This is a genomic window from Nitrosomonas sp., assembly GCF_019752415.1.
In the GTDB taxonomy this organism is placed as follows: Bacteria; Pseudomonadota; Gammaproteobacteria; order Burkholderiales; family Nitrosomonadaceae; genus Nitrosomonas.
The window spans coordinates 1-15462 of record NZ_JAIEME010000034.1; the positions used below are offsets into that span (position 1 = coordinate 1).

10 protein-coding genes, 1 tRNA gene and 1 pseudogene are annotated in these 15462 nt (G+C 46.4%); 7 read left to right on the forward strand and 5 right to left on the reverse strand.

Translation table 11 applies throughout. From position 1 onward, the window contains the following. Window positions 1-272 (reverse strand): annotated as a pseudogene (locus K2P83_RS06265) (MFS transporter); the annotation flags it as partial. Window positions 273-302: 30 nt separating this feature from the next. On the opposite strand from K2P83_RS06265, the gene K2P83_RS06270 reads away from it, so the two are divergent. Together K2P83_RS06270 and K2P83_RS06275 are read left to right on the forward strand one after the other, a co-directional pair. After that, window positions 303-378: transfer RNA gene (locus K2P83_RS06270), tRNA-Arg, on the forward strand. 147 nt (window positions 379-525) lie between these two features. Beyond that, window positions 526-1677 carry an HNH endonuclease gene (locus K2P83_RS06275; protein ID WP_292927379.1) on the forward strand — a complete coding sequence of 384 codons (1152 nt, stop codon included), beginning with the start codon at window positions 526-528 and terminating at the stop codon, window positions 1675-1677. A 99-nt stretch (window positions 1678-1776) separates the two neighbouring features. On the opposite strand, the gene K2P83_RS06280 is transcribed toward K2P83_RS06275, so the two are convergent. Both K2P83_RS06280 and K2P83_RS06285 read right to left on the reverse strand, forming a co-directional pair. After that, the gene (locus K2P83_RS06280; RefSeq protein ID WP_292927381.1) at window positions 1777-2034 is read right to left on the reverse strand and encodes a BrnA antitoxin family protein; all 258 of its coding nucleotides are present in this window, start codon (window positions 2032-2034) and stop codon (window positions 1777-1779) included. 275 nt (window positions 2035-2309) lie between these two features. Further along, window positions 2310-2990 (reverse strand): HNH endonuclease family protein, encoded by a 681-nt coding sequence (locus K2P83_RS06285; RefSeq protein WP_292927383.1) that lies wholly within the window; start codon window positions 2988-2990, stop codon window positions 2310-2312. A gap of 375 nt (window positions 2991-3365) precedes the next feature. On the opposite strand from K2P83_RS06285, the gene K2P83_RS06290 reads away from it, so the two are divergent. Further along, window positions 3366-7454, forward strand: a complete 4089-nt coding sequence (locus K2P83_RS06290; protein WP_292927385.1) for a DUF4347 domain-containing protein — start codon at window positions 3366-3368, stop codon at window positions 7452-7454. Window positions 7455-7914: 460 nt separating this feature from the next. On the opposite strand, the gene K2P83_RS06295 is transcribed toward K2P83_RS06290, so the two are convergent. Then, window positions 7915-8205 carry a hypothetical protein gene (locus K2P83_RS06295; RefSeq protein WP_292927387.1) on the reverse strand — a complete coding sequence of 97 codons (291 nt, stop codon included), beginning with the start codon at window positions 8203-8205 and terminating at the stop codon, window positions 7915-7917. 265 nt (window positions 8206-8470) lie between these two features. Next, the gene (locus tag K2P83_RS06300) at window positions 8471-8854 is read right to left on the reverse strand and encodes an exosortase system-associated protein, TIGR04073 family (protein ID WP_292927389.1); all 384 of its coding nucleotides are present in this window, start codon (window positions 8852-8854) and stop codon (window positions 8471-8473) included. Window positions 8855-9188: 334 nt separating this feature from the next. Here K2P83_RS06300 and hsdR point away from each other — a divergent pair, with 334 nt between their 5' ends. The 4 genes from hsdR to K2P83_RS06320 are packed head-to-tail and all read left to right on the forward strand — an operon-like array spanning window position 9189 to window position 15462. Continuing rightward, a complete protein-coding gene (hsdR, locus tag K2P83_RS06305; protein ID WP_292927391.1) occupies window positions 9189-11552 on the forward strand; it encodes an EcoAI/FtnUII family type I restriction enzme subunit R in 2364 nt (787 codons plus the stop codon). 37 nt (window positions 11553-11589) lie between these two features. Further along, window positions 11590-13131: a class I SAM-dependent DNA methyltransferase gene (locus K2P83_RS06310; protein WP_292927393.1), complete on the forward strand. Its 1542-nt coding sequence runs from the start codon at window positions 11590-11592 to the stop codon at window positions 13129-13131. Further along, the gene (locus tag K2P83_RS06315; RefSeq protein WP_292927395.1) at window positions 13128-13532 is read left to right on the forward strand and encodes a DUF559 domain-containing protein; all 405 of its coding nucleotides are present in this window, start codon (window positions 13128-13130) and stop codon (window positions 13530-13532) included. The genes K2P83_RS06310 and K2P83_RS06315 overlap by 4 nt, the downstream gene beginning before the upstream one ends. Beyond that, complete coding sequence (locus K2P83_RS06320) at window positions 13522-15462, forward strand: restriction endonuclease subunit S (RefSeq protein WP_292927397.1); 1941 nt, start codon at window positions 13522-13524, stop codon at window positions 15460-15462. Before K2P83_RS06315 ends, K2P83_RS06320 begins: the two co-directional genes overlap by 11 nt.

The following is a 15462-nucleotide window of genomic DNA, read 5'->3' on the forward strand; positions in this document are numbered from 1 at the left end:
ACCAGTCCTTTACGCCGCCCGCTCATCACATCGGAATGCCGAACCGCCCACAATTTCAGAAAACAAGCCAGCGCATCCGCAACTCCTTCAATCAATCCCAGCGCAATAGGCCTGCAGACAACACAGTCGCCAGCAAAATCGGGATCAGCGGCACAAACAATATCCGAAGCAAAATCATTGAAAAAACTGGCCAATCCGAGAACAATCACAGTTCTAGGTAGTTGTCTTGAAACGACTGGTTGCGCAGGATTCGTCTGATCAGGCTTATTCATCGTGTGATATTAGCGTAAAATACCAAGTTCGCCCTGGTAGCTCAGTGGATAGAGCAACCCCCTCCTAAGGGGTAGGTCGGACGTTCGATTCGTCTTCAGGGCGCCAATAAATCAGTAACCTAGCTCCTACCTTCTATCCACTGAATACCCATTCGGTACATTTTCGGTACACTTAGAATGAGGTATAAATGGCTACTATTACAGAAACTCAATCCAATACGTTCAAAGTATTAATCAGAACTTCAATATTCCCTTGTTTCTCAAAAATGATTCATTGATCTTTGAAATTGAATATGTGATTATTTTTATTTTTCTAATCAATTATATGCTTGAGAGTTCTTTCTGTCCTTATTGTCGTATTTCCCATGCAACTAGTGACGATCATATTTTTTCAGATTTTCTTGGTGGCACCGAAACTGTGCTTTCATGTCAGCGCTGCAATAACCAATTTGGTCACGATTTCGAAGGACGTATATCTAAACAATTCGCACCCCTTTTTTTTATGCTGGAAGGCTGCGGTATGTCATTTCGAAAACCAATTTTATGGAAGAAGGCTTTTACTCACGAAACTACAGGACTATCTTATGATTTAAAAAGAGATAAAAAAACTAATAAAATTTTGGCATGTCTTTCAAAAACAACTCTAATCAAGAATGAATCTGGAATCATGAGCTTGGATATGCCTGATTTAAAAACCGCCCAACAGAAAATTAAGGAGTTAGAAGCCCATGGTAAATCAATAATCAAACTTGTTGCGACTAAAGAGAAAGTTAACATTACTAGATATAGGTTTAACCTTTCTCTTGATGAAGATTTTCGCCGTTTTATTTTAAAGATGTGTGTAGCATATTGTCGCAGAATGAATATGGATCAAGCGATCATTGAAGATAATGTACTACTTTACCTATCTGATTCTAAGAGAAATTATCACGAGGTTCGTATTGACTACAATCATTATTCTCTCCTTGATTCTGCCGTTCCTCCGTTAGCACATACGATTTATATTGAAGCTTGTCCCAAAAGCGGTAGAACTTATGCCATTGTGCGACTATTTGGGTCATTACAATTTTTCACTATACTTCATCGTAATTATCACGGTTCACAATTTGCAGGCATTGGAATATTAAATCCTATGGATTATTCTGAGAAATTCCAAGTGATCGATCCAATATTACAATTAACAGAATCACCGAGACATGTATTACGATTTCTAGCAGACTATCGTACGCGTAATATGCTTAGGCGCTTAGATGATAAAATTTTAATTTCTTTCGGAAGAAATGACTACACTTTTGCACCAAAAGAGGCGGCAATGATTTTGTCACAAATCTGTATATCCATTGGCAGTGCTGATAATTTTTTTGCTGAAATGCTGATTGGATCCTATAAAAATGAAGTTAATTAACATTTGAATATTCGTTGCGCTTGTCTTATTTTCCCCATTATGTTTTAAAAACGTAATAATCTATATTGGCAAATCCGTTACAAACACTCCTTGTCAGTGTTACTTGATCCAATCCCTTAATGCGTCATTGATGCGAGTTTGCCAGCCGCTGCCGGTAGCTCTGAATTGTTCCAGAATTTCTGTATCTATCCGAATCGTTACTTGCTCCTTCTTTCCGCTTCCTTGCGGCCTTCCTGGCGTTCGCCGGAATTGCTGAAATTCTTTCTCTGTTAAAGGCAGGTTGTCAGGATCAGCAAGGGCGGCTGCGTTAATTTGCGCTTCCTCGATATCAGTGGGTCTAATTAATTTCTTGCTCATAATAGTCAAACTCTCTTTGGTTAGCTTTGCGCAAACTGATTATTCTTCGTTCATCTTCACGATCAACATAAACCACGCAATATAATCTTTCGCAGCATCACAAGTCACTTTCATGTATAAATGCAGTTACGTTTATTATTGAAGTCAAGAATTATTTGTAGTTACGTTTATAGCCTCGTTACATGCAACCCTGCTGGCTTTGACACAAACTCAATTCCGGCCTCATGTAAAAACCATTGCTCAATTTTGGCATGCCATCAGTGCAGCAAACTACTCTACAAGCAAGTCTCAGCCAGTTGATTCAATGTCATACGCTCTTGTTTGCTATACCACAGTCTGTACTTATCCTTGATACGCTCCCATCGCTCCCCATACTCGCACCAGTAAGATTTTAATGGCGGCAGCCATTCATGCGGAGCTTTGTCTGATTTGGATCTATTGATGAAATCACTCACTACCAAAAGATTTTCAAAGTCATTTGCAAATGTTCTGCGTTGCGCCTTTGTCCATTTGCCCGCACCATGTCTATGAGCATGTGCCAGCGGTACTATGTGATCAATATCCACGTCCGAAGCTTTGGTGAATGTCTTGCCCGTATAAACTCCATACCATTCGCCATAGATAACCGTACAATGTCTTGAATCTTTGAATTGAACTGGTTTTTGGCTGGTAGCAATTAATAATTCTTGCCGGGTGTTCTGGCAATCGCCATCAGCATCTATCCAGTGCGGCCAGTCTTTTCTATTGTAGGGTATCGTCGATAAAGGGTGATCGGCATAATTAGCGGCTGATTCCTGTTGTAGCGGTATTTCTCGCTTTTCTATCGCACAACCTGAAAGCGTTGTCAGTACTGCAATAAGAAGAACTATTGGAATGACTCCCCCTGACAAAGCGAGTAAATGGCTACCATAAGAACATAGAACCATCTGGGGATTCATAGCATTTTTATTAAGCATAACCTGCGCTTTTTCTCCTATTTTTGCCTTGCATCGGCTGCCTCGAATACGTTTTTTCAATTAGCCTGTTAAACCATAAAATCAGGACATTTGTCCTAAGAGTATCATCGAATGTAGGGACAAATGATTTTCACTTCACTACCCAGCTCTTTGCTACACTGCAACCAAAGCAGAAGAACAGATAGCTTGCTTAATCTAAGAATCGCGCCTTAACAGGCCGTTGAGAAACGTTTTCGAGGCAGCCGATGCAAGGCAAAAATAGGCGAAAAAGCGCAGGTTATACATGATAAATGAGCATTTTGAGCCTGTTTTTAACACCGCAGCGGCAATGCAGATAGTTTTTCAACGGCCTGTTAAATCTTCGGAGAAATACCCATGACCCATCGCATCGTTTTTATTGATTCAAATGTAGCCGAATACCAAAGTCTGGTTTCACAACTACCCACTGATGCAGAGAGGATTGTGCTGGATGCAAACCAAGATGGCGTGATGCAAATACTTGCTGTTTTGCAAGACAGAGTAGGACTAGATTCGATAGATATTATTTCACACGGAAAACCGGGGACATTGATGCTGGGCGCTACTCCGTTAAATAGTGCCAATCTGGAAAATTATACGGAACAATTAAACGCGATTGGCAGGCATCTGAATCACTGTGGCGACCTATTGCTCTACGGTTGTGAAGTAGCACAAGGAAAAATAGGCCGAGCCTTTATTGAGCAACTGGCTGGATTAACGGGCCTGAATGTTGCAGCTTCAACAACTTTAACTGGTGCTATTGATTTGGGTGGAGACTGGTTGCTGGAAGCTCAGGTTGGCATGATTCAGTCATTCCCATTGCATTTAGCCTACCAAGGTGTGTTGGCAGATTATATCGGCACTCCCGCTGATGATGTACTCAATGGCAGTGTTGACAATGACACATTCACCGGTGGTGCGGGGAATGATACGTTACTGGGTGGGGCTGGTAACGATATAGCCATTTTCTCAGGCAATCAGATCGACTATGAATTTTCACTCAATTCAAATGGGCAGATTGTCGTGCATGATATGAATGCAGCCAATGGTGATGAAGGACTGGATACCCTATCGGGTATAGAAACATTCCGCTTTGCTGATGGTGATATTCAAAATTCAAAAGAATTTCGGGTCAATACTTATACAACCAATGAGCAAACTGACTCTTCAATTACAGCGTTGAACGATGGTGGTTTTGTAGTGACTTGGACATCTCTGGGTCAGGATGGTCGCGGATATGGTATTTATGCCCAGCGCTATGATGCCAATGGGGCAGCTCAAGGCAGTGAATTTCGGGTCAATACTTATACGACCGATTGGCAATATGAACCTTCAATTACAGCGTTGAACCATGGTGGTTTTGTGGTGACTTGGACATCTGATGGTCAGGATGGCAGCGGAGGCGGTAGTATTTATGCCCAGCGCTATGACAGCAATGGAGCAGCTCAAGGCAGTGAATTTCAGGTCAATACTTATACGACCGATTGGCAATATGAACCTTCAATTACAGCGTTGAACGATGGTGGTTTTGTGGTGACTTGGACATCTCAGGGTCAGGATGGTAGCGAACGGGGAATTTATGCCCAGCGCTATGACAGCAATGGAGCAGCTCAAGGCAGTGAGTTTCGGGTCAATACCACTACGACCGATACGCAATTCCACCCTTCAATTACAGCGGTGACCGCTGGTGGTTTTGTGGTGGCTTGGTCATCTCCGGACCAGGATGGCAGCTCATGGGGTATTTATGCCCAGCGCTATGATAGCAATGGAGTAGCTCAAGGCAGTGAGTTTCAGGTCAATACCACTATGACCGATTCGCAAGAAGATCCTTCAATTGCAGCGTTGATCGATGGTGGTTTTGTGGTGACTTGGGAATCTAATGGTCAGGATGGTAGTGGGTCTGGTATTTATGCTCAGCGCTATGACAGCAATGGAGCAGCTCAAGGCAGTGAATTTCGGGTCAATACTTATACGACCGATTGGCAATATGACCCTTCAATTACAGCGTTGAACGATGGTGGTTTTGTGGTGACTTGGACATCCAGGGGTCAGGATGGCAGCTTATCGGGTATTTATGCCCAGCGCTATGACAGCAATGGAGCAGCTCAAGGCGGTGATTTTCGGGTCAATCCCACTACGACCGATACGCAATCTTCAATTACAGCGTTGAATGATGGTGGTTTTGTAGTGACTTGGTCATCTCAGGATCAGGATGGCAGTAGCGGTGGTATTTATGCCCAGCGCTATGATGCCAATGGAGAAGCAGTTGGGGGCCTCACATTAACAGGTAGCGCCAATGACGATCATCTGAATGTCGCTGCTTCAATGGCTACGCCCGCCAAATTGTGGGGAATGGCGGGTAATGATGTGCTGCAAGGTGGGATTGGCAACGACACTTTGGTTGGTGGAGCCGATAACGATACACTCATCGGATGGTCAGGAGCCGATACCCTAATTGGGGGAATGGGTAATGACAGTTATTTTGTTGAGAATGTAGGCGATGTCGTTACTGAAAATCTCAACGAGGGCACCGATACTGTCAGCAGCAGAGTGACTTATATACTCCCCAACAACGTGGAAAATCTCTTACTGACGGGTGTATTGTCAATCAATGGGTCAGGCAACGACCAGGCTAACGTTATTACTGGAAATAATGCCGCCAACCAGCTAAGTGGCGGGGCCGGTAACGATGTACTCAATGGCGGAGCGGGGGATGACACCCTGATAGGCGGGTCTGGAGCTGATACCATGACGGGTGGATTGGGCAATGATAGTTATTTTATTGAGAATGCGGGCGATATTGTCATTGAAAACTTAAATCAGGGTAATGATAGTGTTAACAGCAATGTAACTTACTCTCTCTCCACCAACGTGGAAAATCTCATACTGACGGGCGTATTGGCAATCAATGGAACGGGCAACGACCAGGTCAATGTAATTACTGGGAATACTGCCGCCAACCAGCTCAATGGCGGAGCCGGTAACGACATACTCAATGGCGGAGCGGGTGACGACATCCTCATCGGATGGTCGGGAGCCGATACTATGAATGGTGGACTGGGTAATGACAATTATTTTGTTGAGAATGCGGGTGATGTCATTACTGAAAATCTTAATGAAGGCACCGACAATGTCAGCAGCAGAGTGACTTATATACTCCCCACTAATGTGGAAAATCTCATACTGACGGGTGTATTAGCAATCAATGGGTCAGGCAACGACCAGGCTAACGTTATTACTGGAAACGCTGCCGCCAACCAGCTAAATGGCGGAGCCGGTAACGATATACTTAATGGGGGTTCTGGAGCAGACACCCTAATTGGGGGATTGGGTAACGATAGTTATTTTGTTGAGAATGTAGGCGATGTCATCACTGAAAGTCTCAACGAGGGCACCGATACTGTCAGCAGCAGCGTGACTTACACACTATCAGCCAATGTTGAGGATCTCATACTGACGGGTACATCGACGATCAATGGTACGGGTAATGCTCAGGCTAACATTATCACTGGTAATGCAGCTGCCAATCAATTAAATGGAGACGCTGGTAACGATATACTGAATGGGGGTTCTGGAGCAGATACTTTAATAGGTGGATTGGGCAATGACAATTATGTGGTGGACAATTTGGGCGATGTCATCACTGAAAATCTCAACGAGGGCACCGATAATGTCAGCAGCAGTGTGACTTATATACTCCCCGCCAACGTAGAGAATCTCACGCTGACGGGCACATCGACGATCAATGGGTCAGGCAACAACCAGGCTAACATTATCACTGGAAACACTGCCGCCAACCAGCTCAATGGCGGAGCCGGTAACGATATACTCAATGGCGGTTCTGGGGTAGATACCCTAATTGGGGGACTGGGTAACGATAGTTATTTTGTGGAGAATGGGAGTGATGCGGTCATTGAGCTTCTGAATGAGGGCACCGATAATGTCAGCAGCAGCGTGACTTATATACTCCCCGCCAACGTGGAAAATCTCACGCTGACGGGCAGCTCAGTGATTAACGGGACGGGTAATAGTCAGGCCAACAGCATCATTGGGAATGCAGCAAACAATATACTCAATGGAGGGGCTGGTAACGATACGCTCGACGGAAAAACGGGTAACAATGTGCTCACTGGTGGAACGGGTAACGATGTCTTTAAGTTTACTACACTCGGTCACATTGACACGATTACGGACTATAACGTAGCCAATGACACCATCCAGCTTGAAAATGCGGTATTTACGGCATTAACGACGACCGGTACTTTAGCGGCTGGCCAATTCAGGATCGGCACACAAGCAGTGGATGCCAATGATTTCATCATCTATAACAATGCGACCGGTGCGTTGTTATACGATGCCAATGGCAGCGGTGCTGGCGCTGCGGTACAAATTGCTACGACTGGTGTTGGGTTGGCCATGACCAATGCGGAGTTTGTGATTATTTAAATCAGCATGGCAAGCCATGTGGAAATTGCAACCAAACAATTTGAAACTGGTTAAGGGCACTTCTAAAAATTCAAAGTTCTAAGCAAAACGAGGCGCGAGTAAAAAATGATGGCGCAGCATATAGCTGATATGTAAGGAAACATTTTTTGTGAGTAACAAAGTGTTGTGACGAAATTTGGATTTTTAGAGGTGCCCTAAAGATAAAAATGATTATGCGCCCATGTTGCTGAATCCTGATTTCTGAAGATTACCGAAATTTCGGTATGCTAAAAATAAAAAACCAGCGCTCAAAGAGCACTGGCATAAGAGGAGTTAAGACAACCATCCGACTATGCATTGCTGCACTGGTTGACGCGGTTAAATCAAACTGAAGGAGAGTCGATTTATATTTTTATAGATTCATCAAATCTATATTAGTTCCTGGAGCAATTCTGCGACACAACAAGCAATAAAAAACTCACTACAAAGATGGAATTAACCTACGAGCTGATCCAGTCGGGATATTTGAATTCTTTGGCGAAGGGTCACTTGGAACTACTCCTGAAGGAAGCTGCATCTCTTCTTCTGAAGTTTTTACTTTTGCTGCCTTCTCTTTATCAATGACAAAACCGGTTTTAAAATTTGGGCCAATACTTTCTCTATCAACAAATTGATGGTTCGGATGAAAAGATTTATCGAAAGCAGATACATTACCTGCGAAAAGAACTGTACAAAAAATAATCGCTATCGTTAAGATTTTTCTTTGAATCATGATTTTTCACCTTTTAAGTAGTTTAATGTGAATCTAATAATGATCGTAATCTTGATGTGTGTCTGTTCGGTAGCATACATATTTTTTAATTATTTCTCTTTGATAGTGCAAGAAACCATAGGCAATAAAAACCATTGCGCCGCAATAGGGTAGCGGGCACTGGAGAACAAGCTTAGCAGGCCGTTGCAAAACGTTTTCGAGGTAGCCGATGCAAGGCAAAAACAGGCGAAAAAGCATACTGATCAGACCAGCTTCCCCATGCAGATCATCTACCCATCCGAAACCCATGATAGTCTGACTCTTTAGAGAAATCATCCCAAACAAAGGTTGGACTTGGCGTTGGAAAAGTTGGCAACCAAAAAGTAACCAGATCCACCGCACCGCTTGCTGTGCGGCTAGCTGTATGAACAGCGCCCCATAGCACGCCTTCAGTAAAATCACCGAGTATGTTGTTATTTTTTTGATTCCATATACTGATGTTTTTGGGTAGCTCCATCCATCCGGTAGCCACATTGGCCACGCCACTCAGAATCTTCATGCCTGCCCTGCTAAAATAAACATCGGTGGTTATGTCTTCATTTGCTTGGGCTTGGGACGAAAAAAGGAATAGCATAAATAGTATTAAAGCTAATCTGGAAATTGATCTCATCAAAAAAACTCCTTTTAATTTTTAGGTTCTAGGAGGCTATCCGATAATAGTGATCGTAGCGAGGAAAAGCCATTTTGAGACAGATTTTTCGATTATTTGAGGCGAATAGTTGTTCTATTTAACGAAAATAATCGGGAAATATGACCAAAATTGCTTTTCCGCAGTAGATCACTCTATTCTCGGACAGCCTCCTAGCCTAGCAGATATAATCTGATAGTTTAGTGTTATAAGAATATTTTCTACTTTAATCGTAAGCACACTATTTCTAAAGACCTGGATTTTTTAGCTTATCAAAAAAATCCTCTGAACGGATAAACAAGGACATTCCTGCCGCATGGTCGACAAAAAGAGCCTTTCCGAACGTGATATCTGCACCAAATACATTACCCCTGCGCTGGTTAGAGCCGGGTGGGATTTGCACAGTCAGATTCGGGAGGAAGTGAGTTTCACGAAAGGCCGCATTATCGTGCGCGGCAAGTTGCATACGCGTGGAGAACAGAAACGCGCCGACTACATTTTGTACTTTAAATCGAATATCCCGCTGGCGGTGATTGAAGCCAAGGAAAACAATTACAGCGTGGGTTCCGGTATGCAACAGGCGTTAAATTATGCCGACACGCTTGGCGTACCCTTTGTATTCAGCTCCAATGGCGATGGTTTCCTGATGCATGACCGCACCGGACTGGCTGACCGGATCGAACAAGAACTGGCGTTGGATGCCTTTCCATCGCCCGCACAACTCTGGCAACGCTATTGCCAATGGAAAGGACTGGAATCAGCCGAAGCCCGTCATACCGTAGAAATGCCGTACTTTGACGACGGCACCGGCCGTGTTCCGCGCTATTACCAGGCCAATGCCATCAACAACACGGTGGAAGCCGTGGCGAAAAACCAGCAGCGCATTTTGCTGGTCATGGCAACCGGCACGGGCAAAACCTACACAGCATTCCAGATCATCTGGCGGTTATGGAAGTCCGGCGCCAAGAAACGCATCTTGTTTCTGGCTGACCGCAATATTCTGGTCGATCAGACCAAAAACAATGATTTCAAACCGTTTGGCGCAGCGATGACCAAGATCAGCAAACGCCAGATCGACAAAAGCTACGAAATTTACCTGTCGTTGTATCAGGCCGTTACCGGCAACGAAGAAGAACAAAACATCTACAAGCAATTCTCGCCGGATTTCTTTGATCTGATCGTGATTGACGAATGCCATCGCGGCAGCGCCGCAGAGGATTCCGCATGGCGCGAGATCCTGGCGTATTTCTCCTCCGCCACGCATATCGGTTTAACCGCCACACCGAAAGAAACCAAGGACGTTTCGAGTATTCATTACTTTGGCGATCCCATTTACAGTTATACGCTGAAGCAAGGTATTGAAGATGGCTTTCTCGCACCGTACAAAGTTGTGCGTATCGACATCGACAAAGACCTGCAAGGCTGGCGGCCGAGTAAAGGCCAGACCGACAAGCATGGCCAGTTGATTGAAGACCGTATTTATAATCTGAACGACATGGACCGCACGCTGGTGCTGGAACAGCGCACCGAGCTGGTCGCCCGGAAAATCACCGAATTCCTAACGGCCACAGACCCCTATGCCAAGACCATCGTGTTTTGTGACGACATCGACCACGCCGAGCGCATGCGCCAAGCTTTGGTGAATCAAAATCCCGAGCGGGTCAAGGAAAATCGTAAATACGTCATGCGCATTACCGGCGATGAAATCGAAGGCAAGGCTGAATTGGACAACTTTATCAACCCGGAAGAACGCTATCCGGTGATCGCCACCACCTCCAAACTGATGACCACCGGCGTCGATGCGCAAACCTGCAAACTGGTAGTGCTGGATCAGCACATCAAATCGATGACCGAATTCAAGCAAATCATCGGGCGCGGCACCCGCATCAACGAGGATTACAACAAATTCTGGTTCACCATCATGGACTTCAAAAAAGCAACCGAACTTTTCGCCGACAAGGATTTCGACGGCGATCCCGTGATGATCTACGAACCGGCAAGCAACGAATCCCCCGTACCACCGGACGAAGAACTCGAAATTAACCGGGATGAAAACGGCAACCCACTTCCCCCCTTAGAAAAAGGGGGGACCGAGGGGGGATTTGAAGAGTCCGCCCCTCAGCGCGTGAAATACACCCTGGGCGATGTCACCGTGTACATCGTTGCCGAACGCGTGCAGTATTACGGCCCGGAAGGTAAACTGATCACCGAATCACTCAAGGATTACACGCGCCAGACAGTACGCAAAGATTATGCCTCGCTTGATGAATTCTTGCGCCGCTGGAGCCAGGCCGAACGCAAAGCCTCTATTTTATTGGAACTGCAACAACACGGCGTGTTGCTCGAACCGCTGGCGGAAGAAGTGGGCAAGGATTTCGATGCGTTTGATCTGATCTGCCATGTCGCCTTTGACCAGCCGCCGCTGACCCGGCGCGAACGTGCGGAGCAAGTGAAAAAGCGCAACTACTTTGCCAAGTACAGCGAACAAGCACGCCAGGTTCTGGAAAGTCTGCTGGAAAAATACGCCGATACCGGCATTGAAAACATCGAAGACATCAAAATCCTCACGCTCGACCCATTCAAAGACATGGGGACGGCCAGCGAACTGGTCTCCGTCTTCGGCGGCAAATCCGCCTATCTGGCTGCGCTGCACGAGCTGGAAGACAATCTCTACGCCTGATTAACCTAATTAATACAAAATAATACAAAATTCCACGATGAGCATTTCCGCCACCATTAAATCCATCCAAGACATCATGCGCAAAGACGTCGGCGTCGACGGTGACGCGCAGCGCCTGAGCCAATTGGTATGGATGTTGTTCCTGAAAATCTTTGACGACCGCGAAAGAGAGTGGGAGCTGCTGCAAGACGATTACCAGTCGCCATTGCCGGAGCGATACCGCTGGCGTAACTGGGCGGCCAACGCCGAAGGCATGACCGGCGATGCCCTTAAGCAGTTTCTCGACAATGATCTGTTTCCCGGTTTGCAGCAACTCGAAGCCAAAGGCGGCGACCAGCGCGCTTATGTGATCCGCTCGGTGTTTGAAGATGCTTACAACTACATGAAATCCGGCCAGTTGGTCCGGCAAGTGATCAACAAAATTCAGGAAGGCGTTGATTTCAACAAAGCGCAGGAGCGCCACCTGTTCGGCGATATGTACGAACAATTATTGCGCGATTTGCAGGCGGCCGGCAATGCCGGCGAGTTTTACACCCCGCGCGCGGTCACCGAATTCATGGTACGCATGGTCAACCCGCGCCTCGGCGAGAAAATCATGGACCCGGCCTGCGGTACCGGTGGTTTTCTATCTTGCTCGATTGAACACATGCGCAAACACGATGTGAAAACGGTGGACGATGAAGCGCAACTCCAGGCCAGTATTTTCGGCGTCGAGAAAAAACCGCTGCCGCACTTGCTGTGCACTACCAACATGATCCTGCACGGCATCGATGTGCCGAACAACATCCGCCACGACAACTCGCTGGCACGCCCGCTCATCAGTTGGACACCGAAAGAACGTGTGGATGTGGTGATCACCAATCCACCGTTTGGCGGCATGGAAGAAGACGGCATCGAAACCAATTTCCCGGCGGCATTCCGCACGCGCGAAACCGCCGACCTGTTTCTAGTGTTGATTATGCAACTGCTCAAAACCGGCGGCCGCGCCGCGCTGGTTCTGCCCGATGGCTTCCTGTTTGGTGAAGGCATTAAAACCCGCATCAAGGAGAAGCTGCTTCAAGAATGCAACCTGCACACCATCGTGCGCCTGCCCAACGGCGTGTTCAGCCCCTACACCGGCATCAAAACCAACCTGCTGTTTTTTAGCAAAGGCACACCGACCCAACACATCTGGTTTTACGAGCATCCGTACCCACCCGGTGTGAAAAGCTACAACAAAACCAAACCGATGAAAATCGAAGAATTCGACGCCGAAGCAGCCTGGTGGGGAGTTGAAGCCAATGGCTTCAAGCACCGCGAAGCCAACCAATTTACCTGGAAAGTCAGCCTGGAAGACATCCAAGCGCGCAACTACAACCTCGACTGCAAAAACCCGCACATCAGCGAACAGGAAATCCATGACCCGAACGTGCTGCTGGCGCAATACCACGCCATGCAAAAGGACATGACTGAACTGCGCAACCAGTTAAAAAATATACTAGACGCGGCATTAATCCCTAAATCCCTCAGCCCAGACAAGCACCCACCCCCCTTAGAAAAAGGGGGGCAGGGGGGATTCAAAGAGAAGCAGGAAAAATGATACAACCCTACAAACCAATCCTAAAAACCTTTTCCCGCACCTTGCGCAGCAACCTGACCGACGCCGAACAGCTCCTCTGGTCAAAATTGCGCCGCAAGCAAATTCTGGGCGTGCAGTTTTACCGCCAGAAGCCATTGGCCAACTACATCGTCGACTTTTATTGCGCAGCAGCCAATCTCGTCATCGAACTGGACGGCTCGCAACATTTTGAACCGGATCATCAGGCCAGTGATGCGGAACGAGACCGGGCGCTGGAATCATTAGGGTTGCTGGTATTGCGTTTTGATAACCGGCAGATCATGCAGGAATTGGATGCGGTGATGCGGGTGATTTTTGAGGCGGTGGAAAAGCGAATCCCCCCTGCCCCCCTTTTTCAAAGGGGGGTGGAGCATGAGCGCTGAAACTCCGGGAGTTGCTTCTGACAAAAAGCAAAACGCTGAAGCACCCACATCAAAAACACCACCAACCACCATCCGCATCCCCCCCTTTGAAAAAGGGGGGCTAGGGGGGATTTCAGGGGGGCAAGGGGGGATTCCAGGGTTGCCAGGAGAGATTTGGAATTTAGAAGGAATTCAACTATTAACCAATCACCTAGAAATCTGGACCACCGCCGAAACAGAAAAGAAATCCGGCCGTGGCCGTAGTGGCGGCAATGGAACCAGCGTGTATGGCATCAAGAAACTGCGCGAACTGATTCTGGAACTGGCGGTGCGCGGCAAGTTGGTGCCGCAAGATCCGAATGATGAACCGGCTGGTGAATTGTTGAAGCGGATACAGGTTGAAAAGGCTAGGTTGATGGCTGAGGGAAAAATCAAGAAAGACAAACCATTGCCGCCGATTGCGGATGAGGAGAAGCCGTTTGAATTGCCGCAGGGGTGGGAGTGGGTGAAAGCAATTGAACTATTAAGCAAGATTGGAGCTGGCAGTACACCATTGGGTGGTAAGCAAGTTTATGTTAATTCAGGTATTCCTTTTTTACGGTCTCAAAATGTCTGGGATAATGGGTTGAAACTAGATGATGTAGCCTTTATTACATCAGAAACACATCAAAAAATGTCAGGCACACAAGTATGTGCAGGTGATCTTCTTTTTAATATCACAGGTGCATCAATTGGACGCTGTGCGATCGTTCCTGATAACTTTGAAACAGGAAATGTAAGTCAACATGTAACAATTGTACGTCCAGTATCTAAAGAAATTTTGTTGTTTCTTCATTTGGTTTTAATTTCAAAACATGTTCAACAAACAGTTATGGATGTTCAGGTCGGTGTATCTCGTGAAGGATTGAGCATTGGAAAATTAAGTCAATTCATAATTCCAATACCTCCTCTCCCCGAACAACACCGCATCGTCGCCAAAGTCGATGAACTGATGGCGCTGTGCGATCAACTGGAAACGCAGCACAACAATGCAGCCGAAGCACACGAAAAACTGGTAAGCCACCTGCTCGGCACACTGACCCAATCGCACAGCGCGGATGATTTCAACGCCAACTGGCAGCGCATCGCTGCGCATTTCGACACGCTGTTCACCACCGAAGCCAGTATCGACGCACTCAAACAAACCTTGCTGCAGCTGGCTGTGATGGGCAAACTCGTTCCGCAAAACTCGAACGATGAACCGGCTAGCGAATTGTTGAAGCGCATACAGGCGGAAAAGGCCAAGTTGGTTGCTGAGGGAAAAATCAAGAAAGATAAACCATTGCCACCGATTTCAGAGGAGGAAAAGCCATTTGAATTGCCGCGCGGATGGGAGTGGGTAAGGCTATGTGAGATTACATCAAAGATAACTGACGGTGATCACAAAACACCACCGAGAATTTTAGATGGCTTCAGGCTACTTTCCGCTAAAAATGTTCGTGATGGTCATCTGGATTTAGATAATTGCGATTTCATTTCTAAACAGGATTACCTGAAATCTAGGGAACGCTGCTGCCCGGACACTGGCGACTTGCTCATTGTTTCTGTGGGTGGAACAATCGGACGAACTTCTCTCGTACCTGATTATTCGGATTTTGCGTTAGTTAGAAGCGTAGCACTGATAAAACCACTGCTGCTTAACAGTTTCTATTTAAAGCAAGCAATGGATTCAAATCTTCTTCAGGAGTCAATTCACGCAAGGAAACGTGGAGGTGCACAGCCTTGTCTTTATTTATCAGAAATTGAACAATTTGTTTTCTCACTCCCACCCCTCGCCGAACAACACCGCATCGTAACCAAAGTCAATGAACTCATGACCCTCTGCGACCAACTCAAATCCCGCATCACGCAGGCCAGCCAATTGCAGAAAAAGCTGGCGGATGGGGTGGTTGAGCAGGCGATAGCTTCCTGA